21 protein-coding genes and 1 tRNA gene are annotated in these 26,747 nt (G+C 67.7%); 3 read left to right on the top strand and 19 right to left on the bottom strand.

Annotated features, from left to right (window positions below):
- Positions 1-5: 5 nt before the first annotated feature.
- From LRG07_RS00700 to LRG07_RS00710, 3 genes are read right to left on the bottom strand one after another with little or no spacing between them, the layout of a single operon-like run.
- A complete protein-coding gene (locus LRG07_RS00700; RefSeq protein WP_238632545.1) occupies positions 6-3,122 on the bottom strand; it encodes an efflux RND transporter permease subunit in 3,117 nt (1,038 codons plus the stop codon).
- Positions 3,119-4,219 carry an efflux RND transporter periplasmic adaptor subunit gene (locus LRG07_RS00705; RefSeq protein ID WP_238641571.1) on the bottom strand — a complete coding sequence of 367 codons (1,101 nt, stop codon included), beginning with the start codon at positions 4,217-4,219 and terminating at the stop codon, positions 3,119-3,121. Before LRG07_RS00705 ends, LRG07_RS00700 begins: the two co-directional genes overlap by 4 nt.
- Before the next feature lie 49 nt (positions 4,220-4,268).
- Positions 4,269-6,476, bottom strand: a complete 2,208-nt coding sequence (locus LRG07_RS00710; protein WP_238641572.1) for a bifunctional (p)ppGpp synthetase/guanosine-3',5'-bis(diphosphate) 3'-pyrophosphohydrolase — start codon at positions 6,474-6,476, stop codon at positions 4,269-4,271.
- A 180-nt stretch (positions 6,477-6,656) separates the two neighbouring features.
- On the opposite strand from LRG07_RS00710, the gene lexA reads away from it, so the two are divergent.
- Genes lexA through LRG07_RS00725 form a run of 3 tightly spaced genes read left to right on the top strand, consistent with a single transcriptional unit; the run spans position 6,657 to position 9,507 of the window.
- Entirely contained in the window at positions 6,657-7,340 is a 684-nt protein-coding gene (gene lexA, locus LRG07_RS00715; protein WP_201171397.1) for a transcriptional repressor LexA, read from the top strand.
- Positions 7,341-7,352: 12 nt separating this feature from the next.
- Positions 7,353-8,192 carry a translesion DNA synthesis-associated protein ImuA gene (gene imuA, locus LRG07_RS00720; RefSeq protein WP_238641573.1) on the top strand — a complete coding sequence of 280 codons (840 nt, stop codon included), beginning with the start codon at positions 7,353-7,355 and terminating at the stop codon, positions 8,190-8,192.
- Between the two features lie 22 nt (positions 8,193-8,214).
- On the top strand, positions 8,215-9,507 hold the full coding sequence (locus tag LRG07_RS00725; RefSeq protein ID WP_238641574.1) for a DNA polymerase Y family protein: 1,293 nt from the start codon (positions 8,215-8,217) through the stop codon (positions 9,505-9,507).
- 7 nt (positions 9,508-9,514) lie between these two features.
- On the opposite strand, the gene LRG07_RS00730 is transcribed toward LRG07_RS00725, so the two are convergent.
- From LRG07_RS00730 to nuoH, 16 genes are all read right to left on the bottom strand, one after another.
- Positions 9,515-10,165 (bottom strand): nicotinamidase, encoded by a 651-nt coding sequence (locus LRG07_RS00730; RefSeq protein ID WP_201171405.1) that lies wholly within the window; start codon positions 10,163-10,165, stop codon positions 9,515-9,517.
- A 100-nt stretch (positions 10,166-10,265) separates the two neighbouring features.
- Positions 10,266-12,353 (bottom strand): polyribonucleotide nucleotidyltransferase, encoded by a 2,088-nt coding sequence (pnp, locus tag LRG07_RS00735; protein ID WP_201172511.1) that lies wholly within the window; start codon positions 12,351-12,353, stop codon positions 10,266-10,268.
- A gap of 40 nt (positions 12,354-12,393) precedes the next feature.
- Positions 12,394-12,663 carry a 30S ribosomal protein S15 gene (gene rpsO / locus LRG07_RS00740; protein ID WP_201171416.1) on the bottom strand — a complete coding sequence of 90 codons (270 nt, stop codon included), beginning with the start codon at positions 12,661-12,663 and terminating at the stop codon, positions 12,394-12,396.
- A gap of 127 nt (positions 12,664-12,790) precedes the next feature.
- Complete coding sequence (truB, locus tag LRG07_RS00745) at positions 12,791-13,705, bottom strand: tRNA pseudouridine(55) synthase TruB (RefSeq protein WP_201171420.1); 915 nt, start codon at positions 13,703-13,705, stop codon at positions 12,791-12,793.
- Positions 13,706-13,712: 7 nt separating this feature from the next.
- Positions 13,713-14,093, bottom strand: a complete 381-nt coding sequence (gene rbfA, locus LRG07_RS00750; RefSeq protein WP_201171422.1) for a 30S ribosome-binding factor RbfA — start codon at positions 14,091-14,093, stop codon at positions 13,713-13,715.
- Between the two features lie 7 nt (positions 14,094-14,100).
- Positions 14,101-16,788: a translation initiation factor IF-2 gene (gene infB / locus LRG07_RS00755; RefSeq protein WP_201171424.1), complete on the bottom strand. Its 2,688-nt coding sequence runs from the start codon at positions 16,786-16,788 to the stop codon at positions 14,101-14,103.
- A gap of 53 nt (positions 16,789-16,841) precedes the next feature.
- A complete protein-coding gene (nusA, locus tag LRG07_RS00760) occupies positions 16,842-18,347 on the bottom strand; it encodes a transcription termination factor NusA (RefSeq protein ID WP_201171426.1) in 1,506 nt (501 codons plus the stop codon).
- Between the two features lie 37 nt (positions 18,348-18,384).
- Positions 18,385-18,840 (bottom strand): ribosome maturation factor RimP, encoded by a 456-nt coding sequence (gene rimP, locus LRG07_RS00765; RefSeq protein WP_201171428.1) that lies wholly within the window; start codon positions 18,838-18,840, stop codon positions 18,385-18,387.
- A 233-nt stretch (positions 18,841-19,073) separates the two neighbouring features.
- Positions 19,074-19,150 (bottom strand) — tRNA-Met (locus LRG07_RS00770).
- Positions 19,151-19,223: 73 nt separating this feature from the next.
- A complete protein-coding gene (gene nuoN / locus LRG07_RS00775) occupies positions 19,224-20,678 on the bottom strand; it encodes an NADH-quinone oxidoreductase subunit NuoN (protein ID WP_201171430.1) in 1,455 nt (484 codons plus the stop codon).
- Positions 20,679-20,691: 13 nt separating this feature from the next.
- A complete protein-coding gene (locus tag LRG07_RS00780) occupies positions 20,692-22,209 on the bottom strand; it encodes an NADH-quinone oxidoreductase subunit M (RefSeq protein ID WP_201171432.1) in 1,518 nt (505 codons plus the stop codon).
- 45 nt (positions 22,210-22,254) lie between these two features.
- Positions 22,255-24,225 carry an NADH-quinone oxidoreductase subunit L gene (gene nuoL, locus LRG07_RS00785; protein WP_201171434.1) on the bottom strand — a complete coding sequence of 657 codons (1,971 nt, stop codon included), beginning with the start codon at positions 24,223-24,225 and terminating at the stop codon, positions 22,255-22,257.
- A gap of 3 nt (positions 24,226-24,228) precedes the next feature.
- Positions 24,229-24,534 carry an NADH-quinone oxidoreductase subunit NuoK gene (gene nuoK / locus LRG07_RS00790; RefSeq protein WP_201171437.1) on the bottom strand — a complete coding sequence of 102 codons (306 nt, stop codon included), beginning with the start codon at positions 24,532-24,534 and terminating at the stop codon, positions 24,229-24,231.
- 48 nt (positions 24,535-24,582) lie between these two features.
- Entirely contained in the window at positions 24,583-25,194 is a 612-nt protein-coding gene (locus LRG07_RS00795; protein WP_201171439.1) for an NADH-quinone oxidoreductase subunit J, read from the bottom strand.
- Positions 25,195-25,210: 16 nt separating this feature from the next.
- A complete protein-coding gene (nuoI, locus tag LRG07_RS00800) occupies positions 25,211-25,702 on the bottom strand; it encodes an NADH-quinone oxidoreductase subunit NuoI (protein WP_201171441.1) in 492 nt (163 codons plus the stop codon).
- A 13-nt stretch (positions 25,703-25,715) separates the two neighbouring features.
- Entirely contained in the window at positions 25,716-26,729 is a 1,014-nt protein-coding gene (gene nuoH / locus LRG07_RS00805; protein WP_201171444.1) for an NADH-quinone oxidoreductase subunit NuoH, read from the bottom strand.
- Between the last annotated feature and the right edge of the window lie 18 nt (positions 26,730-26,747).

Below are 26,747 nucleotides of genomic sequence, written 5' to 3' on the forward strand. Positions count from 1 at the left end.
TGAGTTCACTCCCTCGCCCGCGGCGCGCCGTGGGCCCGTTCCAGGCGCTCCAGCTCGGCACCGACCACATTGACCGGGGTCGTGTACCGAGCCAGCCAGTCGTAAAGGACCGGGATGACGAACAGCGTCAACAGGGTCGCAAACCCCATGCCGCCGATGATCACGGTACCGATGGCGGCACGGCTCTCGGCCCCGGCGCCCAGCGCCAGAACCAGGGGGACCGCACCGAAGACCGTGGAGATCGCCGTCATCAAGACGGGACGGAAGCGCAGCACCGCCCCGGCGTGGATGGCCTCGCGCACGCTGTAGCCCTGGTCCCGCAGCTGATTGGCGAACTCAACGATCAGGATCCCGTTCTTCGTCATCAGGCCGATTAGCAGGATCATACCGATCTGGCTGTAGATGTTCAGGCTGCTGCCGCCGAGCAGAAGCGCACCCAGGGCCCCAGTGATGGCCAGCGGCACCGCGGTCATGATGATCAGCGGATGGACGAAGCTCTCGAACTGCGCCGAGAGCACCAGAAAGACGATGAGCAGAGCCAGACCGAAGGTGAGGAAGACCGCCCCGCCGGCGCGCTTGAACTCGTCCGACAGGCCCAGGTAGCTGATCCGCGCTGTGGCGGGCAGCTCCTCGGCGGCCACCTGCTCGAGGTAAGCCAGGGCCGCGCCCAAGTCGTAACCCGGCGCCAGCGACGCGGTCAGCGTCACCGCCGGCAGGCGATCGACGCGGCTGAGAGCCGGCGGCGCGCCCTCCTCTTCTAAGGTGACTAAGGCCGAGAGGGGGATCAGCGCACCGTCGTTGAGGCTGCGCACGTGCAGCCGGTCCAGGTCGCCCGGGTTGCGCCGATCCACCGCCTCGGCCTGGAGCATGACGTCGTACTCGCGCCCGCGGTCGAGGTAAGCGGTCACCGTGCGCGAGGCAAGCAGGGTCTGCACGGTGCGCCCCAGCGCCTCGGCACTGACCCCGAGGTCAGCGGCCCGGTCACGGTCGATGCGCACGTTGAGCTGCGGACGCGTGGCGTCATAGCTGCTGTCGAGGTTGACCAGGCGGGGATTTTCGTCCCGGGCCCGATCCAGGATGCGCTCGGTCCAGCCGGCTACCTCATCGTAATCGGTGCCACCGACCACGAACTGTACCGGCTGTTGGAATCCACTCTGGCCGAGACCCGGGGGATTCACGGCGAAGGCGCGCACGCCGGGGACGCCCATCAGCCGCGGCATGGTCTCGGCGACAATCTGCTGCTGACTCCGCGAACGATCGCCCCAGTCCTCCAGGCCAACAATGATGAACGCGCTATTGGCGCGCCCGCCAAAGCCCAGGATGCTCAGCACCCGACGAGCCTCACCAGTCTCCTCGCGCAGCGGCCGCAGGATCTCCTCCAGCTCGCGTACGCCGGCATCGGTGTGCGCCGCGGTGCTGCCCTCCGGCGCGCTCGCCGGGACAATGAACACGCCGCGGTCCTCGGTGGGGGTCAGCTCTTGGGGCAGCGCCTGATAGAGCGCATAGGCGCCGACGGCGGCGGCCACCCCGACGCCGAGCACGGCGATGGGCGCCTGCAGCGCACCGCCCAGCGCACGACGGTAGCCGCCGGTCAGGCCGGTGAAGAACCGCTCGGCAACCGCTTCGAGCCCCCCTGGCTGTGCCGCCCGGGGGCGCAGCCACTTGGAACAAAGCATGCCCGTCAGGGTCAGGGCAACGAAGCTGGAGAACACCACCGCCGCCGCCAGCACCAGCCCGAACTCGGTGAACAGACGTCCGACGTTCCCCTCCATGAACGCAATGGGCACGAAGACCGCCACCAACGAGATGGTGGTGGCAATGACCGCGAAACCCACCTGGCGCACGCCGCGGTAGGCGGCCAGCAGCGGCGGCTCGCCCTCGTCGATGCGCCGCTGGATGTTCTCCAGCACCACGATGGCGTCGTCGACCACCAGCCCGATGGCCAGGATCAGCGCCAGCAGCGTCAGGACGTTGAGCGAGAAGCCGAGCGGACCCATGACGATGAACGCGCCGATTACCGCCACCGGGATGGTCACCGAAGGGATCAGGGTGGCGCGCAGGCTGCGCAGGAAGACGAAGATAGTCAGCACCACCAACCCGACGGCGATCAGCAGGGTGCGCACCACCTCGCGGATCGACTGGCGCACGAACTGCGACTCGTCGTAGCCGACCACCAGACGCAGATCGGCGGGCAGCTGATCCTCGAGCCGGGCCATCTCGGCGAGCACGGCGTCGGCGACGGCGATGGTGTTGGCCCGGGACTGGCGAATGATCCCCAGCCCCACCGCGGTCTCGCCGTCCAGGCGCACGGCGGTGTCGTCATCCTCCACCCCGCGTTCGACCCGGGCTACCTCGCCCAGGCGGACCAGCTCGTCGCCGCGGCGCTCAATGACCAGGCGAGCGAAGTCGTCGCGATCGCGCAGCCGGGTGTCGGTGCGCACGGTCAGCTGCCGGGCCACCGACTCGATCTCGCCGGCGGGCAGCTCGATGTTCTCCCGGCGCAGGGCATTCTCCACGTCCTCGACGGTCAGGGCGCGGGCCGCCAGGGCCTCGCTATCGAGCCAGATGCGCATGGCGTAGCGCCGCTCGCCGCCGATGCGCACCCGCGCCACGCCGTCAAGCACCGAGAGCCGATCCACCAGGTGGCGGTCGGCGTAGTCGGTCATCTCCTCGGGGCTCATGCGGCTACTGCTCAGGGACAGCCACATCATCGGCCGGGCGTCGGCCTCGGTCTTGGCCACCACCGGGGGGTCGGCATCCGCGGGCAGGTCGTCGAGGATCCGTCCGATGGCGTCACGCACGTCGTTGGCGGCGGCGTCGATATCCCGGCCCACCTCGAACTCGATATCCGTCTCACCGCGCCCGTCGCGACTCTCCGAGGTCATCGAGCGGATCCCGTCGACACTGCTCACCGCCGATTCGATCAGCTCGGTGATCTCGGTGTCGATCACCGCCGGCGCGGCACCGGTGTAGCGCGTCTCGATGGAGACCACAGGGGGATCGATGTCGGGGTATTCGCGCACCGGCAGCTGGGCGAGGGAGGCGATGCCGAGGACGACGATCAGCACGCTGGCCACGGTGGCCAGCACGGGGCGGCGGATCGCGATGTCGGAGAGGATCAACGGGCGGCCTCGGCCAGGCCGTCACCGGTCGCTGCGGCGTCGGCCGACGGGTTGCGTACCCGCACCCGGGCGCCGTCGCTCAGACGCTGGTGGCCGAGGGCCACCACCCGGTCAGCGGCCTCCAAACCGGCGACGATCTCCACCCGGCCGTCGCGGCGCTGGCCGCTCTGCACCGCCACCCGGTGGGCCACGCCATCGTCGACGCGGTAGACGTAACGCGCCCGGCCCTCGAGGATCAGCGCCTCCTCGGGGATGACGACGCCCTCGCGCTGGTCGAGCTCCAGCTCGACCTGCAGGAACATGCCCGGTTTGAGACGCCCGTCCGGGTTATCGATCTCGGACTCCAGGCGCAGTGTACGGGTGATCGGGTCGACACGACTGTCGATCCGGCGCAGCTCCCCGGAGAAGGTGCGATCGGCGAACCCAGCGCTGGTGGCCGTCACCGGCAGCCCGGGCTCGAGCTGCCCGAGCAGCCGCTCCGGGACCGAGAAACCGACACGCAGGGTGGTAGTATCATCGAGGGTGGTGATGACGGTCTGCGGGTCCACGTAAGCACCGAGGCTGACCTCGCGCATCCCGGTTACCCCCTTAAACGGAGCCCTGATGCGGCGCTCACGCAGCTGGGCCTCGGCCACCCGGACCTGGGCGCCGGCCACGGCGACACCGGCCACCAGGGTATCCAGATCCTGCTCGGTGGCGTCTCCGGTCTCGCGCAGGGAGCGCGTTCGACGCAGCTGCGCCTGCAGGTCCTCCAGGTGGGCCTGGGCCTCCTCCAGCACCGCTTGCTCCCGCTCGGCATCCAGCTCCAGCAGGGTCTGTCCGGCCCCCACCGCAGCCCCCTCCTGGAAACCGATGGCCGTGACCCGTCCGGCCGCCTCGGTGACGACAGCGACAGCCTCCCGGGCGCGGGTGGTTCCGGTCGCCCGGAAGGTATCGCGGATCGTCGCCCGCTCTGCACCGGCGGTCTCGACCACCGCCTCGCGCCCCGCCGGGGGGCCACCCGCGGGCGACGGCTCGCCACGCGTCAGCCAATAACCACCGGACGCCACCCCGGCAATCAGCAGGGCGGCGAAGAGGATCTGGTAAGCGGGACGCATGGTGACTCCTGGCAGGGACCGTCGATAGCCAGGGTATATTAGCGCCCTCTCATGTGCCGCGCCACACGCGCTCCACCCGCTCACTGGCCGAGAGCTTGGCCATCAGCCGGGAGAGCTGCTGGACGTCGCTGACCTGCACATCGATATCGATGCGGTAGGCGTCCGCCGGCTCGGCGTGGGTCTGCACGCCGTCCAGGCGCACCCCCTCGTGGCCGCACAGGCGGGTGATCTCGCTCAGTGGCCCGTCAAGCACCCCGGTACGGACGTGGATGCGCACCGGATAGCGCCCGGCCGGAGCCGTCCGCCAGTTGACGTCGAGCAGACGTTCCGGCTCCCGTTCCCGCAGCTGCTCCACATTGCGGCAGTCCTGACGGTGGATCGTCACCCCCGAGCCCCGGGTGATGAACCCGATGATCGGGTCCCCGGGTGCCGGGGCACAGCAGCGGGCCATACGGGTCAGCAGGTTGCCCACGCCCTCCACGGTGACGTCATCGTCACCGCCCGGTTTCTCGGGGCGGCGGGCCCGCTCGGGCGCCGCCGGGGGCTCCGGCTGCTGCGGCAGCAGCCGGTCGCGCAGCAGGGCCGCGATCTGCCCAGAGGTCACTTCGCCCCGGCCTAGGGCCGAGAGGAACAGCTCCGCCCGGGCGTAGCGGCTACGCCGGACCACCTCGTCGGTGCTCACCTCCTCCAGCCCGAGACGGCGCAACTCCTTGTCCAGCGCCTGGCGCCCTGCCGCCACGTTCTTGTCGTGATCGCGCTGCCGAAACCAGGTGCGTACCTTGGTGCGCGCTCGATTGGTGTAGAGATACCCCAGCTCCGGGTTGATCCAGTCGCGGCTTGGCCGCTCCTCGCGACTGGTGAGGATCTCAACCCGATCGCCGTTCTCCAGGGGGCGGGTCAGCGGCGCGATCCGGTTGTTGATCTTCGCCCCGCGACAACGGTGGCCCAGGCCAGTATGGATGTGGTAGGCAAAATCCAGCGCCGTCGCCCCCCGCGGCAGGTCGATCACGTCTCCCCCCGGGGTGAGGGCATAGACCCGATCAGCGAAGACCTCGGCACGGACACGATCAACGAAATCCCCCTCGTCGTCGTCCTCGCGCCCCCACTCGAGGATCTGGCGCAGCCACGCGATCTTCTGTTCAAACTCCGCGTCCTGCCTGCCGCCCTCCTTGTAGCGCCAGTGGGCGGCGATCCCCAGCTCCGCCTCGGCGTGCATCTCGTGGGTACGGATCTGCACCTCCACCGCCTTGCCCTCGGGGCCGGCCACCGCGGTGTGCAGCGAGCGGTAGTTGTTCTCTTTGGGGGTTGCGATGTAATCGTCGAACTCCCGCGGGATCGGCATCCACAGGCCGTGGACGATCCCCAGGGCGGCGTAGCAGGCGCGCTCATCGTCGACGAGGATACGCACGGCGCGCAGGTCGTAGAGGTCGTCGAAGCGCAGCCCCTTGCGCTGCATCTTCCGATAGATGCTGTAGATATGCTTGGGGCGACCGTAGACCTCGGCCTCGAGGCCCGCCTCGTCCATGGCCGCCTGCAGCTGGCTGCAAACCTGCTCGATGTAGGCCTCGCGATCGCGCCGGCGCTCGGCCAGGCGCTTGGCGAGCTCCATGTAGGCCTCCGGCTCCAGATAACGGAACGCCAGATCCTCCAGCTCCCACTTGAGCTGCCAGATACCCAGCCGATTCGCCAGGGGCGCATAGATATCCCGCGTCTCGCGGGCCAGGCGGCTGCGCTCCTCCTCGCCGAGCCCGCGGCAACTGCGCAGGTCGTGCAGCCGCTCGGCCAGAGCGATGAAGACCACCCGGACATCCCGGGCCATGGCCAGCAGCATCTTGCGCAATCCCTCAACCCGCTCGCCCTGAATGGCCGACTCAAGCTCGGCGGAGTCACGGAACCGGCCGATGCCGTGCATGCGGCACACCCCTTGGGCGAGTTCGGCGATGTCGGGACCCAGATGCTTGCCCAGCCCGGCGATGGCGCCCTCCTGCAACTCGGGCAGATCGTGGATCAGCGCCGCCGCCAGGGTCGCGGCGTCCAGGCCCAGCTCGGCAAGGATGGTCGCGGTGTAGACAGCGTGGGCGAAATACGGCTCGCCGGAATCGCGCAGCCGCTCCCCGTAACCGGCCCGCGCACGCGCCCAGGCGCCCTCGAGCAGCTCGCGGTCGGCGTCGCTGAGCGACACCGGCAGGCGGTGCAGCCAGGCGGCCGGCTCCAGGGTGGTGACGTCGTCGATGTCGGCTAGGGCGGATTGGACCATGGGCCTCGGGGGTTCAGGGTTCAGGGTTCAGGGTTCAGGGTTCAGGGTTCAGGGGGAGAGTTTCAGGCTGCAACGGGGCCGTGACAAGGGAGAACGCTCTCCCGTCGCGGCACGAGCGGTTGACGACTGAGCCGATCCACACTGTTGTACATAAAACCATCTGTGTATATAGTACTACCCATGGATACCCTTACAGACCGCCAACGCGAAATCCTCGAGCTCATCCGCCGCTCGGTGGCGGAGCGGGGATACCCCCCGACTCGAGCCGAGATCTGTCAGAGCCTCGGCTTCCGCTCACCGAACGCTGCCGAGTCCCACTTGCGTGCGCTCGCCCGCAAGGGGGCCATCGAAATGCGGCGCGGCGCCTCGCGGGGCATCCGGCTGACCGATGCCGCTGCCCGAGGCAACCCCGAAGCACCCCGGACCACCGAGGAAACGGACGGCACCGGCCTCCCGGTTGTCGGGCGGGTGGCCGCCGGTAGTCCGCTGCTGGCCGAGGAGAGCATCGAGCGCTACTGCCAGGTCGATGCTGCACTGTTCTCCCCGCCGGCCGATTACCTGCTGCGTGTCCGCGGCGAAAGCATGCGCGATGCCGGCATCCTGGACGGCGATCTGCTCGCCGTTCGCCGTGACACCGAGGCCCGGGACGGGCAGATCGTGGTGATCCGCCTCCACGACGAAGTCACCGTCAAGTTCCTGGAACGCCGCGATGGCGTCCTGCGGCTGATCCCGGCCCACCCGGACTACCCCGTCATCGAGGTGGCGGCGGACGGTCAGGATGCCGTGCTCGAGGGCATCGGCGTCGGCGTGCTGCGTAGTCCGCTCCACCCGCGCGGTCCGGAAGACGACACGGCGTCCGACTGAGGAGGCGCAACCGTGAGCGAAGCTGCCCTGCAACCGCTGTTGAACGATCCGCGCATCTGGCGCCCTGGCCGCCGGGCCGAGACCGCCCGGCAACCCGCGCTCGGCACCGGTTATCCGGAACTGGACGCCGCCCTGCCCGACGGCGGCTGGCCTCTGGGCACCGTGACCGAGATCTTCCACGAGCAACCGGCCATCGGCGAACTCCAGCTGATCCTGCCCAGCCTGGCAGCGCTGAGCCGGCGCAGGCAGTGGCTGGCCCTGGTCGCCCCGCCCTACATCCCCTACGCCCCGGGGCTGGCCCACGCGGGGCTGGACCTCTCACGGGTGCTGCTCATCCACCCGCGCGCCCACGAAGAGCACCTCTGGGCCATGGAGCAGGCGTTGCGGAGCGGAACCTGCGGCGCTGTGGTCGGCTGGCCCCGGCAGGCAGACCGGACCGCCCTGCGCCGCCTGCAACTGGCCGCCGAAACCGGCGAAAGCTGGGCCGCCCTGTTCCGGCCGCACAAGGCACGGCACCAGGCCTCCACGGCGGCAATCCGTATCGCCCTACAACCGGAAGAGAACGCCACGCTCGGCGTCGACCTGCTCAAGTGCCGCGGCGCCCAGCCGCGCCGGCTACAGCTCCGGCCGGCACAGGCTGCCCCTCCGAACCCCACCGAAGCCCGAAACACCACCGAGGCGCGCTACCCCTCTCCACGCACCGAGGGCACCGCAGCAGCAGCCGAATCTGCCCTCCGGGAGGCGCCGGCCGGTGACCAGCCCCGTCAGGCTGCACCGTCTCCGCGGCGCCAGCCACGACGGCAGGACGCTCGCTCCCGCACCGCCGCGGGGCAGTTGCCCCTGCCCCTCTAGCACGACACGCTGCGCCCCAACCATGCCGGAGCCACACACCAGCCCGCTGTGGCTCGCTGTCCGCTTGCCTGCGCTGGCCGCCGAGCCCCCGACCTCGGCAGGGCACACCCTCGAGCAAGTCGGCCTGTGGGGCCTGGAGCTCACGCATCAGGTGAGTCTCGCCCCCCCCGACACCGTCTTCCTTGAGGTCGGCGGCAGCCAGCGGCTGTTCGGGGGACCGGGGGAGATCCGACGCCACGCCCGGAAGGGTTTGCAGGGGCTGGGCCAGACTCCGGCATACTTGGCTGCTGCCCCCACGCCCCAGGGCGCCCGGCTGCTCGCCCGGGCCAGCCCGGGCACCTGGGTGACGGACCGCCGGACGCTCCGCCACACCCTGATGCCCCTGCCCTGCCAGCTCCTCGATCCGACCCCGGCCCAGCAGGAAGCCCTGGACGCCCTCGGACTGAGCCGTCTGGGCGACTGCCTGCGCATGCCCCGCAGTGGCCTGCGTCGCCGCATCGGCGATCCCCCCGTGCGCAGGCTGGAGCAGGCCCTCGGCGAACGGCCCGAACCGCGCCACTGCATCACGCCGCCGCAGCACTACCGCGGCCGCCTGGAACTGCCGGCCCCGACGACCGCCACCCGGGCCGCCGCCTTCGGCCTGCACCGGTTGCTGCGCGCCCTGGTGGGGATGCTGCGTGGCATCGACGCCGGGGTCCAACAGGCCACCGTCATCCTGGAACACCCCGACGCGCCGGAGACTCGACTGACGCTGGGGTTCCTGCGCCCGACCCGCGACCTCGAACACATGGCCCACATCGCCCGCCACCGACTGGAGCGCCAGAGGCTCCCCGATGTGGCGGTGGCTATCCGCCTCGAGGCGGATCAGCTGCTCCCGTACCACGGCACCAGCGGCCAGCTCTTCGAGGAGGTCGGCACCAGCACCGAGGCCGTCCGCACCCTGAGCGAACGGCTCATCGCCCGCCTGGGAACCGATTGCGTCCACCGCCTGGCCGTTTGCCCAGACCCGCGCCCGGAGCGGGCCTGGCGCCGCATCCCACTGGAACACCCCGATCAGCCGCCCGTCGCCACGCCACCGCGACCAGCCTGGCTGCTACGCCGTCCGCAGCGGCTGCGCAGTAGCGAGGACCGCCCATACTGGGGCGGCCCCCTCCACTTGGAGGCCGGCCCGGAACGGATCGAGAGCGGTTGGTGGGACGGCGAGGACGTGGTGCGCGACTACTACGTAGCCCGCGCCCCGGGCGGTAGCCGTCTCTGGGTCTATCGCGACCACCGCCCTCCCTACGGCTGGCACCTGCACGGCTTCTTCGCCTGAGAACGCCTCACGGCGCCCCGCTGACAACCTCCACGCCCGCAGCCTGCAGCGTCCGCTGCACCGAGGCGTCGTTGCTGGCATCCACCGGACGGGTCAGGTCCCACAGGAAGTGCACCCGGAAGCCGGCCCGGGCACCATCCTCCGCGCTCCAGAGCGCGCAGTAGTCCCGCGCCAACCCGCAGACGTAGATTTGCTCGACACCGAGTTCGCGGAGATAGCCGGCCAGCCCCGTCGAGGGTCGCCGCCCATCGGGCGCGAAATTCTCGCGGAAAGCGCTGTAGGAGTCGACCAGCGGGTCGGTGGCCTTGCGCAGCACAAGATCCGCGTAGCGCCAAGGGATCCCGTCGTGCAGGGCCGCCCCGGGCGTGTCCTGTACACAGTGATCGGGCCACAGCACCTGCTCGACACCGTGGAGCTCAATCACCTCGAAGGGGGAACACCCCGGATGGCTGGAAGCGAAAGAGATATGCCCCGGCGGATGCCAGTCCTGAGTAGCTACCACGTAGCGCACGGGCGCCCGCTCGAGCAAGCGGGCAATGGGGGCTACGACTTCTTCACCGCCCTGGGTCGGCAACGCGCCGCCGGGCATGAAGTCCGGCTGGACGTCGACGACGAGCAAAGCCGCGTGCTCGGCGTCTCTAGGTTGGGCCTCGACCACTGCAACCTCCCGGGGATCGGTCGGTGTCCCCTTATCAGGGTAGCCGCCGCGGCGCCGGCAGCAAGCCAGCGCCGCAACGACTGCAGCGGTCGGTTCGTGGTTACTCTTCCTCGACCGCCTTCATGGACAGCCGGATCCGGCCCTGCCGGTCCACCTCGAGCACCTTGACCCGTACCGAGTCGCCCTCGGCCAACTCGTCGGCGACGTTCTCGACCCGGTTGTTGGAGATCTGAGAGATGTGCACCAGACCGTCCCGGCCGGGCAGGATGTTGACGAAGGCCCCGAAGTCCATGAGCTTCGCCACTTTGCCCTCGTAGACCTTGCCCACCTCGACATCGGCGGTCAGCAGCTCGATGCGCTTCTTCGCCTCCTCGGCCGCGGCCTTGTCGGCGGAAGCGATGGTCACTACGCCCTCGTCGCTGATATCGATGTTGGTGCCGGTCTCCTCGGTCAGGCCACGGATGGTGGCACCGCCCTTGCCGATGACGTCGCGGATCCGCTCCGGGTCGATCTTCATGGTCAGCAGACGCGGGGCGTACTCGGACATCTGCTCGCGCGGCTTGTCGATCACCCGGTTCATCTCGTCGAGGATATGCAGCCGACCCGAGCGCGCCTGCTCCAAGGCCCGCTCCATGATCTCGCGGGTGATCCCGTCGATCTTGATGTCCATCTGCAGCGCGGTGACACCGTCCTTGCTGCCGGCCACCTTGAAGTCCATGTCCCCGAGGTGGTCCTCGTCACCGAGGATATCGGTCAGGACGGCGAAGTCGTCGCCCTCCTTGATCAGCCCCATGGCGATCCCCGCCACCTGGGCCTTGAGCGGTACACCGGCGTCCATCAGCGACAGGCTGGTGCCACAGACGGTGGCCATCGATGACGAGCCGTTGGATTCCGTAACCTCGGAAACCACGCGGATGACGTAGGGGAACTCTTCGTCCGAGGGCATCACGGCTTCGACGCCGCGCTTGGCCAACTTGCCGTGGCCAATCTCCCGCCGCTTCGGCGAGCCGATGAAGCCGGTTTCACCAACACAGTAGGGCGGGAAGTTGTAATGCAGCATGAAGGGCTCGCGGCGCTCGCCCTCCAGGGCGTCGATGACCTGGGCGTCCCGGCCGGTCCCCAGGGTACTGACGACGATCGCCTGGGTCTCACCGCGGGTGAAGATCGCCGACCCGTGCGTCCGCGGCAGCACGCCTGCCTGAACGTTGAGCGGGCGCACGGTCTGGTTGTCGCGGCCGTCGATGCGCGGATGGCCGGCCAGAATCCGGCCCCGGACGATCTTCTTCTCCAGCGTCTTGAACGCCTCGCCGACCTCGCCGGCGCTCCAGCCTTCGCGCTCTTCGTCCGCCAGCTCCTCGATGGCCCTATCCCGCAGGGCGCCGACCCGCTCGCTGCGCTCCTGCTTGTCGGCGATCTGGTAGGCCGCCTCGAGCTCCGGGCGCACCCGATCGGCCACGGCCGACTCCAGCGACTCGTTCTTCTCAGGCGGCTGCCAGTCCCACCGGGGCTTGCCGGCCTCGGCGGCCAGGTCGTTGATGGTGTCGATGGCCACCTGCATCTGCTCGTGGCCGTAGAGCACGGCATCGAGCATGGTGCTTTCGGGCAGCAGGTTGGCCTCGGACTCGACCATCAGCACGGCATCGCGGGTACCGGCGACCACCAGATCCAGGTCCGATTCGGCGGTCTGACTGAAGGTCGGGTTGAGGACGAACTCACCGTCCAGGTGCCCGACCCGGCAGGCCCCGATGGGCCCCTCGAACGGGATGCCGGATAGCGCCAGCGCCGCCGAGGTGCCGATCATCGCCGGGATGTCGGCATCAACCTCGTCGTTGAGCGAGAGCACCGTGGCGATGACCTGGACCTCCTGGCGGAACCCCTCGGGGAAAAGGGGCCGGATGGGCCGGTCGATCAGGCGGCAGGTCAGGGTCTCCTTCTCGGAGGGACGACCCTCGCGCTTGAAGAAGCCCCCCGGGATGCGCCCCGCCGCGTAGGTGCGCTCCTGGTAGTTGACCGTCAGCGGCAGGAAGTCGCGTGCCGCGGCGGGGTCCTTCTTGCCGACCACGGTGACCAGGACCACCGTGTCCGCCATGTCCACCAGGACGGCGCCATCGGCCTGTCGGGCCACGCCCCCGGTCTCCAGGGTCACCTGATGCTGACCGAACTGGAAGCTCCGCTTGACCGGGGTCAGGGATAGCTGGCTCTCGCTCATCGTTTTTTACCCCTTGCGCTTACTTGCGAATGCCGAGACGCTCGATGACGTCCTGGTAGCGGCTCCGATCCTTGCGCTTGAGGTAATCGAGCAGCTTGCGGCGCTGGCTGACCAGCTTGAGCAGGCCCTGCCGAGAGTGGTGGTCCTGCTTGTGCACCGAGAAGTGCTCGGTAAGGTGCTGGATACGCGCCGAGAGCAGCGCGATCTGCACCTCGGGCGACCCGGTGTCCGACGGAGAGCGCCGGAACTGCTCGACGATCTCCGATTTTTTCTCAGCATTCAGCGACATGTACGACTCCTGACCTATACGCTCGATTTCGGCCTGTCCATAAAGGCCGTTAGTGTAGCCCTCGCGGGGGCAAAGGAACAAGAATTCACCCGCGAGCGGCGGGAAACTGCGCAGCGGGCTTCTCCCGTCAGCGGCGTGCTACCAGGCGCTTGGGCCCGATGCGGCCATCATCCAGGGCCTGCCCCATGCCCAGGAAGTTGCCGGCGCGATCGTACAGCCGCAGCCAGCCCTCGCTGGGAGCCTTGGGGACGAAGACCGGCTGGCCCTGAACCACGAAGTAGGCGAGATCGTCGGCGAGCTCAACCCCGGTGTACTGCTGGAGGGCCGAGTCCATGGGAAGCAGCGTGGCGTCCAGCGCCTCCCGCCCCTGCTCGGCGCGTGCGGCGAGCATCTCCTCGGTCCACATCGCCGGGTCCTGGTACGGCCCGAGCCCCAGCCTGCGCAGCGCGCAGACGTGGCCGACGGTGCCCAGCGCCTCGGCGATATCCTCGGCCAGCGTGCGGATGTAGGTTCCCTTGGAGCAGTGCACCGACAACTCCAGCTCGTCCCCGCGGACGGCCAGAAGCTGCAGGTCGTAGATCTCCACCCGTCGGCGCTCGCGCTCGACCTCGACCCCCTGACGCGCCAGGTCGTAGAGCCGCTGCCCCTGGTGTTTGATGGCCGAATACATCGGCGGCAGCTGCTCGATGGACCCGCGAAAATCAGCCAGGACCGGCTCGACGCTCTCCGGGTCCAGCCCCGGGACCTCGGCACGGTCGCGTTCGGTGCCCTCGGCGTCCCCGGTATCGGTGGCCACGCCCAGCTTGCAGGTGACCACGTATCTCTTGTCCGCGTCGAGCAGGAACCCGGAGACCTTGGTGGCATCGCCGAAGCAGATCGGCAGCAGCCCGGTGGCCAGCGGATCGAGACTGCCCGTGTGCCCGGCCTTGCGCGCCCCGAAGAGCCGCTTGACCTGTTGCAGGGCCTTATTGGAGGTCACGCCCGCCGGCTTGTCCAACAGCAGCACGCCGGTGACGTTGCGACCACCCCGCCTTTTCGCCATTCGCCTTCTACTCCTTGCTCGATTCGTCGTCCGCTGGCGGCGGTGCCACCTCATCGATGAGGGCACTCAGCCGCGCACCGCGATCGAAGGCGGTGTCGTGCAGGAAGCGCAGGCTCGGCGTTCGCTTGGCACGGATGCGCCGGGCCACCTGGCTGCGCAGGAACCCGTGGGCTCGGTTCAGGACATCGATCCCGGCCTGCGCCTCGGCCGCCTCGGCGCCGAGAACGGTGACGTACACGGTCGCATGGGCCAGGTCACGGCTAACCTGCACCTCCGAGATGGTCACTGACCCCACCCGGGGGTCATCGACGTCGTCGCGAATCACCTCGGCAAGCTCGCGTCGAAGCTGCTCGGCGATCCGCCGGCTGCGCGGATAGTCCTTCGCCATGTCTGCGCTACAGGCTCCGCTGCACCTCGATCCGCTCGTAGCACTCGATCTGGTCGCCAACGCGGACGTCGTTGTAGTTCTTCACGCCGATACCACACTCGGTGCCGGCACGCACTTCGTTGACGTCATCCTTGAACCGCCGCAGGGACTCCAGTTCACCCTCGAAGATCACCACGCTCTCGCGCAGGACCCGGATCGGGTTGCGGCGGCGGACCACGCCGTCGACCACCAGGCAGCCGGCCACCTGACCGAGCTTCGACGAGCGGAACACCTCGCGAACCTCCGCCGTGCCCAGGATGTGCTCCTCCAGGGCCGGCTCGAGCATGCCGGAGATGGCGTTCTTGACCTGCTCGATGGCGTCGTAGATGACGCTGTAGTAGTGCAGGTCGACGCCGTTCTCCTGAACCATGCGCTTGGCTGCAGCGTCGGCGCGGACATTGAAGCCGATGAGGATCGCCTCGGAGGCCAGCGCCAGATTGACGTCCGACTCCGTGATGGCACCTACACCGGAGGAGACCACGCGCACGCGAACCTCCTCGTGGGAGAGGTCTTCCAGCGACTGCCGCAGCGCCTCAGCGGAACCGTGGACGTCGGCCTTGACCAGCAGGTTGATGGTGGAGACCTCGTCCTCCTTCATCTGCGAGAAGAGGTTCTCCATCCGGGCCGCCTGTTGCTGCGCCAGGCGCTTCTCACGTTGACGCTCGGTGCGGCTCTCGGCCACCTCGCGGGCCTTGCGCTCGTCCTCGACCACCATGAAGTCATCGCCGGCATCCGGCAGCCCGGAAAGACCCAACACCTCCACCGGGGTCGACGGGCCGGCCTCGTTGACGCGCTGGCCGTGCTCATCCACCAGAGCCCGGACGCGGCCGAACTCGGTGCCGGAGATGACCGTGTCGCCGCGATGCAGGTAGCCGTTCTGGACCAGCACCGTGGCCACCGGACCGCGGCCCTTGTCGAGGCTGGACTCAAGAACCACGCCGCGAGCCGGGCAATCCTTGACAGCCTTGAGCTCCTGCAACTCGGCCTGGAGGACGATGGCCTCGATCAACTCGTCCACACCCTCGCCCGTCATCGCCGAGACGTGGACGAACTGCACGTCGCCACCCCACTCCTCCGGGATGACCTCCATCTGGGCGAGTTCCTGCTTGACGCGGTTGGGATCCGCGTCCTCCTTGTCCATCTTGTTGACCGCCACGACGATCGGCACCTCGGCGGCGCGAGCGTGGTCGACGGCCTCCTTGGTCTGCGGCATGACACCGTCATCGGCGGCCACCACGAGCACGACGATGTCGGTCATCTGCGCGCCCCGGGCCCGCATGGCAGTGAACGCCTGGTGGCCGGGCGTATCGAGGAAGGTGGCGCTACCGTTCTCACCCTCGACGCGGTAGGCACCGATATGCTGCGTGATTCCGCCGGCCTCGCCGGAAGCCACCTTGGAGCGGCGGATGTGGTCGAGCAGCGATGTCTTGCCGTGGTCGACGTGGCCCATCACGGTCACCACCGGCGCCCGACCGATCTGCTCGCCCTCGGGCTCCTCGCTCTGGCGCAGCAGTTCCTCCTCGACGTCGTCCTCGCGCTCGAGCTTGGGCTTGTGGCCCATCTCCTCGACGAGGATCGCCGCGGTCTCCTGGTCGATGGCCTGGTTGATCGTGGCCATCACGCCCTGCTTCATCATCTCCTTGATCAGCACGGCGGCCTTGACGCTCATCCGGTCAGCGAGCTCGGCCACCGTGATCGTCTCGGGAATCTCGACCTCACGGACGACCGGCGCGGTCGGGCGCTCGAACTCCTGCTGCAGCTGCCTGGCCGCCGTACCGCCACCGCGCTTCTTGCCTCCGCGTCGACTGCCGGCGCCACGGCCCCCAGCGGACTGCTCTTCCTTCTTCTTCTTCTTCGGCTTGGCCTCCTGCTTGCGCTGGGCGCGCTCCTCAGCCTCGCGCTCGCGTTTGGCCTCGAGTTCGGCGCGCTTGCGCTCCCGCTCCTCTTCCCGCTTCTTGGCCTCGTCCTGCTGACTCTTGGGCTTTTCCTTGAGGGCTTCGGCCTGAGCGCGAGCGGTCTGGTCGGCCGCCGTCTCCTCCGGCTCCGCCGCTGCCTGCTCTTCGGCGTCGGATGCCTCCGCGGCAGCGGTTTCCGCACTGCCCTCTTCCGCCGTCGCCTCCGGCGCGACCGCGTCACTGGAGGCCTCATCGGCCGGTGCGGCCTCGTCAGCGGCGGGCGCTGCCTGGTCGCTGGTGCGCTGGGCCTCGGCGGCGTCCTCCTCGCGCTGAGCCTCTTCCTGCTCGAGGGCGCGCTCAAGCTGTGCGGCGGCCTCTTCGGCCTCCTCCTGCTTGCGCTTCTCCTCGGCCTCGATATCGCTGCGCTTGACGTAGGTGCGCCGCTTGCGGACCTCGACATTGACCGTGCGCGTCTGCCGCGGACCACGACTGCCCGCATCGCGGCCCGCCGGCATCTTAAGCTGGCTGTGACTGCGCCGCTTGAGGGTGATCTTCTTGGGGGATCCGTCGGAGCCGCCGCCCTCCTCGTCCTGGGCAGCACTCCCCTGCCTCAGGTGAGCCAGCAGCGTCGCCTTGTCCTCCGCCGAGAGGGCTGCATCGTCGTCGCGCCGGCCGAGTCCCGCCGCCTCCAGTTGAGCCTGAAGCCGTTCCACCGGGATCCCTACCGTCTGCGCAAATTCTTTTACCGTCGTTTCCGCCATATAACACTCTCCGGACGCGGCCCAAGTCAGAGACCTCGTCGTGTCCCCTCTTTTCAGTCGGCGCGCTCGCCGCCCTCACTGGCCGCGAACCAAGGCTCGCGGGCCTTCATGATCAGCTGCCCGGCCCGATCCTCATCCATGCCTTCGACCTCCAGCAGGTCGTCCACGGACTGGTCGGCCAGATCCTCAACCGTGACGACGCCGCGCTCAGCCAGGGCCTTTGCCGTCTGCTCATCCATCCCTTCGAGGGCCAGCAGCTCCTCGCTAGGCTGGTTCTCGTTGGCCTCCTCGGCAATCGCCTGGGCCAGGAGCACGTCCCGGGCGCGACTGCGCAGGGCCTCGACGATATCCTCGTCAAATTCCTCGATCTCCAGCAGCTCGGCGGTGGGCACATAGGCCACCTCCTCGATGCTGGAGAACCCTTCCTGGACCAGCACCCCGGCAACGTCTTCATCGACATCCAGGTGCTCGACAAACAGCTGTACCAGTTCGCCGGCCTCGCGCTCGCTCTTGGCCTCGGCTTCCTCGGCGGTCATCACGTTGAGCTCCCAGCCGGTAAGCTCGCTGGCCAGGCGCACATTCTGCCCGCCACGGCCGATGGCCTGTGAGAGCTGCTCTTCGGCCACGGCCACATCCATGGCGCCACGATCCTCGTCGACCACGATGGACTCGACCTCGGCCGGCGCCAGGGCGTTGATGACAAACTGTGCCGGGTTCTCGTCCCACGGGATGATGTCGATGCGCTCGCCACTGAGCTCGTTGGAGACCGCCTGCACGCGCGAGCCGCGCATGCCGACGCAGGCCCCGACCGGATCGATGCGGGGATCCAGGGCACGTACCGAGATCTTGGCACGCATGCCCGGGTCACGGGCGGCGCCGAGGATTTCGATCAGCCCCTGACCGACCTCGGGCACCTCGATCTTGAACAGCTCGACCAGGAAGTCGTTGGCCGTGCGGCTGACGAACAGCTGCGGCCCGCGCGGTTCAGAGCGGACGTCGCGCAGATAGCCGCGAATCCGGTCGTTGGGCCGGATCGCCTCGCGGGGGATCAGATCCTCGCGGGAGACCAGCGCCTCGGTGTTCTCGCCCAGATCAATGATGGCACTGCCGCGCTCCATGCGCTTGACCGTGCCGTTGACCAACTCACCGATCCGGTGTTTGTAGGCGTCGACGATCTGAGCCCGCTCGGCCTCGCGCACCTTCTGCACGATAACCTGCTTGGCGGTCTGCGCCGCGATGCGGCCGAAGTCCACGGACTCGATCGGCTCTTCGACGTAGCCCCCCACCTCGGCACCGGCGTCCCGCTCGCGGGCGCGCTCCAGACTGATCTGGCGCTGCGGCTCCTCCACGGACTCCTCATCGGGCACCACCTCCCAGCGTCGATAGGTGGCGTAGTCACCGGTCTGCCGATCCACCGCGACCCGGGCGTCGATGTCCTCCATGTGCCGCTTGCGCGTGGCCGAGGCCAGGGCCGCTTCAATGGCCTCGAAGATCACCTCCCGGTCCACGCCCTTCTCATTGGAGGTGGCCTCCACGACCAACAGGATTTCTCTACTCATGCCTCCGACTCCGCTGTTCTTCTGCGGCCGACGCCCTTCACGGCTCGAGATCCAGCCGCGCCCGGTCGATCAGCTCCAGGGGGATGCGCAGCTCGATCCCGTCGACATCGCGCACCCGCACGAATTCATCATCCAGTCCCAGCAGGACGCCCTTGACCCGGCGACGCCCCTCGTAGAGCTCCAGCAGGCGCAGCTGGATGCGCTCACCGCTGAAGCGATCGTAATCCGCCGACTTGAAGATCGGCCGGTCCAGTCCCGGCGAGGAGACCTCGAGATGGTAGGCCCCCTCGATCGGGTCCTCGACATCGAGCAGACCGCTGACCTGGTGACTGACCGCCTCGCAGTCCTCCAGGCGAATGCCCGCGGGCGTGTCGATGAACACGCGCAGCGTGCGATTGCCCTTTGCCCCGGTCAGCTCGACCCCGACCAGTTCATAGCCGAGCCCGGCCACCGTCGGTTCGAGTAACGAGTGAAGCGTCTGGATCTGAGACATCCGGCACCACAAACAAAAAGAGGGCCCAAGGCCCTCCCCCCGAGTCCGCTCGTCGGCGAACCGACGGCGGGCGTGTCCAAAGAGCCTGCGAGCCCAACCACCCTCGCAGCTTCAGCCGGCGATTATACACACGCGCCAGGTGACAAAAAAGCGCACGGCCCACGCCGGCTGACCCAACGGGACCGTCCGTCAAGCGCCCACAAAAAAGGCGGCCATGGGCCGCCTTTCCGGATTGGTAGCGGGGGCAGGATTTGAACCTGCGACCTTCGGGTTATGAGCCCGACGAGCTACCAGACTGCTCCACCCCGCAACTGTTAAAGAGGATTATACGGGGACCCTATGCAAACATCAAGCCGTCCCCGCCTTCGCGAGCCGATCCACCGTCACAGTCCCAGGGCCGCCTGGCACAGGGCGATCAACCGCTCGGGGAAGATCCCGAGCACCAGGACCGCCACACCGTTGACGACCACCAAGCTGCGGATGGCGGAGGACGCGCCGGGGGCCGGCAGCGCCTGCGTGTCGGCCTCCGCCTCGGGGCGGTCGAAATAGACGACCTTAAGCACCCGCAGGTAGTAGAAGGCCCCAACCACGGCCGCCACTACGGCAAAGATCGCCAGCGGGATGTGCCCCGCCTCGACGGCCGCCTGGAGCACCAGGTACTTGGCGTAGAAGCCGACCGTACCGGGAATGCCGGTCATCGACACCAGCACCAGCAGCAGCACCCCGGCGTAAACCGGATGACGCTCGTTGAGCCCGCGCAGATCGGCGATCTCCTCAGCCTCGAACCCAGAGCGGGCCAGCACCGTGATCATGCCGAACGCGCCGGCCGCCATGATGCTGTAGGCGATGGTGTAGAACAGCGCGGCCGCGTGACCGGCATCGGTACCGGCGGTAAACCCGACCATGATGAACCCGGCGTGGGCGATGGCCGAGTAAGCCAGCATGCGCTTGAAGTTGGTCTGCACGATGGCGATCAGGTTGCCGACCAGCAGCGAGGCCACGGCGAGGATCATCAGCATCGGCTCAAGCTGCTCGTGCATCGGTCCCAGACCGTCGACCAGCAACCGCATGAACAGCGCCACGGCCGCCACCTTCGGCGCCGTACTCAGGAACAGGGTCACCGGCGTGGGGGCGCCCTGGTAGACGTCCGGCACCCAGGCATGGAACGGCGCGGCACCGAGCTTGAAGGCCACGCCCACCAGCATGAACACCACCCCGAAGAGCAGCATCAGTGGATCGGAGTGGCGGCCCGCCACCTCGGCGATCACCGACAGCTCCAGGCTCGCGGTAGCGCCGTAGACCATCGACATGCCGTAGAGCAGGATGCCGGAGGCCAGCGAACCGAGAACGAAGTACTTCATGGCCGCCTCAGCCGCACGGCGCGAGTCGCGGTGATAGGCCACCAGGGCGTAGAGGGCCAGCGACAGCAGCTCCAGGCCGAGATACAAGCTGAGCAGGCTGGCGCCGGAGGCGATCACCAGCATGCCCAGGTTAGCGAACAGGGCCAGCAGGTAGAACTCCCCCTGGAGCAACCCGCGGTCGCCCAGATAGGGCCGCGTGTAGGCTAGGGCCAGCATGGACAGCAGTGCCACGGAGGCCTTGACCACTGCACCCAGGGAGTCGGCAACGTAGTGGCCCGAGAAGGTCACCTCGTTCACGCCCCACTGGGTACTCAGGGCCAGCACCGCCGTCACCAGCAGCGCCCCCTGGGTCAGATAGAAAGTCGCGCTACGCCGGGCATCACTGGAGAAGAGGTCCACCACCAGCACGCCGCAGGTGGCCGCCAGCAACCAGATTTCCGGCAGCGCCAGGGAGAAATCGGGCGTCTCGAAGCTCATTGCCTCTCCTTCCTTACCGGGCAGCCGGGAGCGCTGCAGAGACGTCGTTCAACAACTCGACCAGGGTCGGCTCCGCCACAGCGACCAGCGCCTGGGGATAGACACCGACGCCGATCACCAGCACCGCCAGCACGCCGAGCAGCATGAACTCGCGCCGGTCGAGGTCGTTCAGCGCAGCCACCCGCTCGTTGGCCACCGGACCGAAGATGACCCGCTTGACCAGCCACAGCGAGTAGGCAGCTCCGACGATCAGGGTCAGACCGGCGATGGCGGCGTACCAGAAGCTGGCCTGGTAGCTGCCGAGGATGACCAGGAACTCGCCGACGAAGCCGGAGGTCCCGGGCAGGCCCGCGTTGGCCATGGCGAAAACCACGAAGAGGGCGCCAAAGATCGGCATGCGGTTGATCACACCACCGTAGTCGGCGATGTTCCGGGTGTGCATCCGGTCGTAGAGCACGCCGACGCACAGGAACAGCGCCGCCGAGATGAACCCGTGGGAGATCAGCTGGACGTAGCCGCCGGTCATGGCCATCAGGGCGCCGTCCCCGGCCTCGGCACCGAGACCGGCCTGGAAGATGACGAAGAACCCCAGGGTGGCGAAGCCCATGTGGGCGATCGATGAGTAGGCGATCAGCCGCTTCATGTCCTCCTGGACCATGGCCACCAAACCGATGTAGACGATGGCGATCAGCGACATGGCGATCACCAGCCAGGCCAGCTCCTGGCTCGCCTCCGGCGCGATGGGCAGCGCGAAGCGCAGGAACCCGTAGGCGCCCATCTTCAGGGTGATCGCCGCCAGGATCACCGAGCCACCGGTGGGCGCCTCGGTGTGTGCATCGGGGAGCCAGGTGTGTACTGGCCACATCGGCACCTTGACGGCAAAAGCCGCCAGCAGTGCCAGGAAGATCAGGATCTGCGCCTCGAGCCCGATGCTCAGCCCGTGGAAATCGAGTACGCCGAAGCTGCCCGCCTCCCAACGCAGATAGAGGAAGGCGATGAGCATCAGCACCGAACCGAGGAAGGTGTAGAGGAAGAACTTGATGGTGGCGTAGATGCGGTTGGCGCCGCCCCAGATACCGATGAGCAGGAACATCGGCACCAGCATCGCCTCCCAGAAAACATAGAAGAGGATGGCGTCGAGCGCCGCGAAGACGCCAACCATCAGCCCCTCCATGATCAGGAAGGCACCCATGTACTGCGCCGGCCGATAGGTGAGCCCGCTGCGACCGGCGACCACCACCAACAGCGTGGCGAAGGCGGTCAGCACCACCAGCGGCATGGAGATACCGTCCACCCCCAGGTGGTAGTGGATGTCGAAGGTCGGCACCCAGTCGCGCTTCTCCACGAACTGCATGCCGCTCCCGGGTTCAAAGGCGAACCAGAGCACAAGGCTGAACAGGAACGTCAGCCCGGCCACGCCGGTGGCCAGTTCCCGGACCGCCACCTCCGAGCGCTGGCCAACGGCCAGCACCGCGGCACCGCCGAGGATCGGCAGCCAGATAATCAGGCTAAGCAACCAACCGTCGAACATCCGTTCTTCCCCTGCGTTCTTGCGCGTCCGTTCCGAAGCCGCGCACTAGGCGAACAGCGTTCGCACAACGAAGAATGAGATCAGCAGCAGTACGCCGATGACCATGACGAAGGCGTAGTGATACAGGTACCCGGTCTGTGAGTACCGCGCCCCGGCAGCGACCCGGCCGATCAGACGCGCCGACCCGTTGACCAGCAGCCCGTCGATCAGCCAGCGATCCCCGACCTTCGACAGCAGCCCGGCGATCGCTCGACCGCCATCCGTGAACCCGCGGATGTAGAGCCAGTCGAACCCGTACTTGTGCTCCAGCACCCGCTGCAGCGGACGCAGGGGCGCCACCACCCGTTCCCGCAGGTCGGGGCGACGCAGGTAGAGCAGCCAGGCCACGAAGACACCGGCCAGCACCAGGTAGAGCACCGGCGTCACCAACGCGTGGGCCATGAAGCCCAGAACCCCGGTGTACCCGTCCGCCAGGCGATCCAGGCCGGTCTGATCGGCAAGCACGCGGATCGACCCGTCGGCGTAGAAGAAGTCGCCCATGACCATCGGCCCGAAGGTGAACAGGCCGATCAGCACCGAGGGCACCGCCAGGAGCACCAGCGGCACGGTCACCACCAGCGGGCTCTCGTGCAGATGTTTGCGGGCGTGCTCGTCCATGCGCTCCTCGCCGTGAAAGACCATGAACAGCAGGCGGAAACTATAGAGCGCGGTGACGAAGACCCCGAGCACCAGCAGCCAATAGGCGAAGGTGGCCCAGCCGCCGGCGGAGTACCCCACGGCCTCGATAATGGCGTCCTTCGAGAAGAAGCCAGAGAAGCCGGGGATGCCGATCAGCGCCAGGGTGCCGACCAGCATGGCGATGTAGGTCACCGGCATGTACCGGGCCAGCCCGCCCATCTTGCGCATGTCCTGCTCGTGGTGCAGGGCGATGATCACCGAGCCGGCCCCGAGGAAGAGCAGTGCTTTGAAGAAGGCGTGGGTGAACAGATGGAAGACACCGGCCGCGTAGGCCGACACGCCCAGGGCCGCGACCATGTAGCCGAGCTGGGAGAGCGTGGAGTAGGCGATGACCCGCTTGATGTCGTTCTGTACCAGCCCGATCAAGCCCATGAAGAAGGCCGTCAGCGCACCCACGACCAGGACCACGGTCAGCGCCACCGTGGACAGCTCGAAGACCGGCGACATGCGGGCGACCAGGAAGATGCCGGCGGTCACCATGGTCGCGGCGTGGATCAGCGCCGAGATGGGCGTTGGGCCCTCCATGGAGTCCGGCAGCCAGACATGGAGCGGGACTTGGGCCGACTTGCCCATGCAGCCGATGAAGATCAGCAGCGCGGCGACGGTCACCAGGCTCCACTCGGCGGCGCCGAAGAGGTTCAGCGTCCGGCCGGGATCGGCCTCCACCGCCGCGAAGATCTCGCCGTAGTGGAGCGTGCCAAAGGCACCAGCCAGTACGGCGATGCCCAGAAGCAGCCCCAGATCCCCCACGCGGTTGACCAGAAACGCCTTGAGGTTGGCAAAGATGGCGCTCTCGCGGGTGTACCAGAAACCGATCAACAGGTAAGAGACGAGCCCGACAGCCTCCCAGGCGAAGAACAGCTGCAGCAGGTTGTTCGCCATGACCAGCATCAGCATGGCGAAGGTGAACAGCGCGATGTAGCTGAAAAACCGCTGATAGCCTGGGTCGTCGTGCATGTAGCCGATGGTGTAGATATGGACCATCAGCGCGACAAAGGTGACGGTGGCCATCATCACCGCGGTGAGCCGGTCGACCAGGAAGCCGATCTCGAAGCTCAGGTCGCCCACCGAGGCCCACGTGTAGACGGTGAAGTCCACCGGCTCCAGATCGCCCCAGACCAGGCCGTGCAGCACCCAGAAGGAAAGGGCGCAGGAAATGGCGACACCGAGGATGGTCACCCAGTGGGCTCCGGCGCGTCCGATCCAGCCGCCAGCCATGCCAGCGATGGCGGCGGCGACCAGCGGAAAGAGGACGATGGCGTAGAGGACCGTCTCCATGGCTTACCCCTTCATCGCATCCAGGGCGGCAACGTTGATGTCGCCGCGTGAGCGGAACAGGACCACGACGATGGCCAGGCCGATGGCCGCCTCCGCCGCCGCCACGGTGAGGATGAAGAAGACGAAGATCTGCCCGGCTATATCCTCCAGATAGGCGGAGAAGCCGATGAAGTTGATGTTCACGGCGAGCAGGATCAGCTCGATGCACATCAACAGCAGGATCACGTTCTTCCGGTTGAGGAAGATGCCTGCCACGCCGAGGGAGAACAGCAACGCCCCCAGGATCAGGAAATCGGACAGCTCGATCATTGGGCCTTCCTGCTTGCCTTCGCTAGTCGTTTGCCCGGCTTCGGGCCCTCAGTTCCGCGTATGGTCCTGCCGTCGCGAGGACTTCATGCGCACCATGCGCAGGCGGTCGTCCTTCTTGACCGACAGCTGCCGGGGCACATCCTGCTTGTGCGTCCCCTCGCGCCGGCGCAGCGTCAGGGTGATCGCGGCAACGATGGCCAGCAGTAGGATCACCGCCGCGATCTCGAACGGGTAGACGTAGACCGTGTACAACACCCCGCCAATCGCCTGGATATTGTTCACGTCCGCCGCCGGCTCGGGGATGGTCCCACTGACCAGGTCCGCCCGCTCGGAGACGATGACCGCCACCAGCTGCGCGGCCATCAGGACCGCCACCAGTGCCCCGACCGGCAGGTAGCGGGTAAACCCTTCGCGCATCGGGGCGATGTTGATATCGAGCATCATCAGCACGAAGAGGAAGAGCACCATCACCGCGCCGACGTACACCAACACCAGGGCGATGCCGAGGAACTCGGCACCGGCCAGTACCCAGATCACCGCAGCGTTAAAGAACGCGAGCACCAGGAACAGCGCCGCGTGGACCGGGTTGCGCACGGAGATCACCATGGTCGCCGCGAACAGCAGCACCCCGGCGAAGATGTAGAAGATCACCTGTTCCATAAGCCCGAGGCTCCCATTACCGGTAGGGCGCATCGGCGGCGCGATCGGCCGCCAGCTGGCTCTCGTACTTGTCACCCATGGCCAGCAGCTTCTGCTTGTCGGCGACCCGCTCCTCGCGACGCTCCATGTGGAAGGTGTCGAGCCGGGTCAGGACGATGGAGTCTACCGGGCAGGACTCCTCGCAGAAGCCGCAGTAGATGCACTTGAACATGTCGATGTCGTAGCGCGTGGTGCGCCGTGTGCCGTCGGCGCGCTGGTGTGAATCGATGGTGATCGCCAGCGCCGGGCACACCGCCTCGCAGAGCTTGCAGGCGATACAGCGCTCCTCGCCGTTGGGGTATCGACGCAGGGCCAGGTGCCCCCGGAAACGCGGCGACTTCGGCGCCCGCTCTTCCGGGAACTCCAGCGTGACGCTGCGTCGGAAGAACATGTGCCCCGCCGTCAGCCGCAGTCCGCGCAGCAGCTCGGTGAACAGGAAGCTGTTCAGATAGTCGTTTAGCGGTCTCATGACCGTACCCCCGTCAGAACCAAGGACCGACGCCGCCGTAGACCAAGCCGGTGAGCACCACCAGCCAGACCACGGTGGCCGGGATCAGAACCTTCCAGCCCAGCCGCATGAGCTGGTCGTAGCGGTAGCGCGGGAAGGTGGCGCGGAACCACAGGTAGCAGAAGGCGAAGAAGGCAGCCTTCGCGAACAGCCAGACGATCCCGGGGACCCAGTCGAACGCTGGCCCAAGCACCGGCAGCCCCTCGAAGGGCGAGTGCCACCCGCCCAGGAACAGAGTCGCCGCGAGGAACGAGATGAGCAGCATGTTGGCGTACTCGGCCAGGAAGAAGACCGCGAAGGCCATTCCCGAGTACTCCACGTGGAAACCGGCAACGATCTCGGACTCGCCCTCGGCAATGTCGAACGGCGCCCGGTTGGTCTCGGCGACGCCGGAGATCCAGTAGATCAGGAACAGCGGCAGCAGCGGCAGCCAGAACCACTCCCAGAACGGACCGGCCTGGGCGTTGACGATGCCGGTGAGGTTCATCGTCCCGGCGGCCAGCAACACACCGACCAGCGCGAACCCCATGGCGATCTCGTAAGACACGACCTGGGCCGAGGCGCGCAAGGTACCGAGCAGCGCGTACTTGGAGTTGGAGGCCCAGCCGGCGATGATCAGTCCGTACACCCCCAGCGAGGTCATCGCCAGGATGTAGAGCAGACCAGCGTTGATATCCGCCACCACCAGGCCGTCGTCGAAGGGGATCACCGCCCACGCGGCCAGGGCCGGCATGATGGCCATCGCCGGGGCGATCAGGAACAGCGTCCGGCTGGCGTAGGTCGGGATGGTGATCTCCTTGAAAAGGAGCTTCAGCGCATCGGCAATGGGCTGCAGCAGCCCGCGGGGACCGACCCGGTTGGGCCCGCGTCGATCCTGCATGTGACCGATCACCCGCCGCTCGACGTAGGTGAAATAGGCCACGGCCAGGAACAGCGGGATCAGGACGGCCCAGATCTTGGCGAACTGCCAGAAGAGTGTCTCGTACATGCCCTCGATCGTCCTTTT

Source organism: Halorhodospira sp. 9622, from assembly GCF_022228025.1.
Lineage (GTDB): Bacteria > Pseudomonadota > Gammaproteobacteria > Nitrococcales > Halorhodospiraceae > Halorhodospira > Halorhodospira halophila_A.

Bases quoted from the DNA above. Each gene is read 5' to 3' on its own strand.
- truB (WP_201171420.1), bottom strand. From the start codon at position 13,705: ATGGCGAAAAGGCGGGGTGGTCGCAACGTCACCGGCGTGCTGCTGTTG.
- nuoN (WP_201171430.1), bottom strand. From the start codon at position 20,678: ATGAGCTTCGAGACGCCCGATTTCTCCCTGGCGCTGCCGGAAATCTGG.
- LRG07_RS00710 (WP_238641572.1), bottom strand. From the start codon at position 6,476: ATGGTCCAATCCGCCCTAGCCGACATCGACGACGTCACCACCCTGGAG.
- LRG07_RS00725 (WP_238641574.1), top strand. From the start codon at position 8,215: ATGCCGGAGCCACACACCAGCCCGCTGTGGCTCGCTGTCCGCTTGCCT.
- nuoK (WP_201171437.1), bottom strand. From the start codon at position 24,534: ATGATCGAGCTGTCCGATTTCCTGATCCTGGGGGCGTTGCTGTTCTCC.
- nuoH (WP_201171444.1), bottom strand. From the start codon at position 26,729: ATGTACGAGACACTCTTCTGGCAGTTCGCCAAGATCTGGGCCGTCCTG.
- nusA (WP_201171426.1), bottom strand. From the start codon at position 18,347: ATGAGTAGAGAAATCCTGTTGGTCGTGGAGGCCACCTCCAATGAGAAG.
- LRG07_RS00795 (WP_201171439.1), bottom strand. From the start codon at position 25,194: ATGGAACAGGTGATCTTCTACATCTTCGCCGGGGTGCTGCTGTTCGCG.
- lexA (WP_201171397.1), top strand. From the start codon at position 6,657: ATGGATACCCTTACAGACCGCCAACGCGAAATCCTCGAGCTCATCCGC.
- rbfA (WP_201171422.1), bottom strand. From the start codon at position 14,093: ATGGCGAAGGACTATCCGCGCAGCCGGCGGATCGCCGAGCAGCTTCGA.
- LRG07_RS00780 (WP_201171432.1), bottom strand. From the start codon at position 22,209: ATGTTCGACGGTTGGTTGCTTAGCCTGATTATCTGGCTGCCGATCCTC.
- LRG07_RS00705 (WP_238641571.1), bottom strand. From the start codon at position 4,219: ATGCGTCCCGCTTACCAGATCCTCTTCGCCGCCCTGCTGATTGCCGGG.
- infB (WP_201171424.1), bottom strand. From the start codon at position 16,788: ATGGCGGAAACGACGGTAAAAGAATTTGCGCAGACGGTAGGGATCCCG.
- nuoI (WP_201171441.1), bottom strand. From the start codon at position 25,702: ATGAGACCGCTAAACGACTATCTGAACAGCTTCCTGTTCACCGAGCTG.
- nuoL (WP_201171434.1), bottom strand. From the start codon at position 24,225: ATGGAGACGGTCCTCTACGCCATCGTCCTCTTTCCGCTGGTCGCCGCC.
- rpsO (WP_201171416.1), bottom strand. From the start codon at position 12,663: ATGTCGCTGAATGCTGAGAAAAAATCGGAGATCGTCGAGCAGTTCCGG.
- rimP (WP_201171428.1), bottom strand. From the start codon at position 18,840: ATGTCTCAGATCCAGACGCTTCACTCGTTACTCGAACCGACGGTGGCC.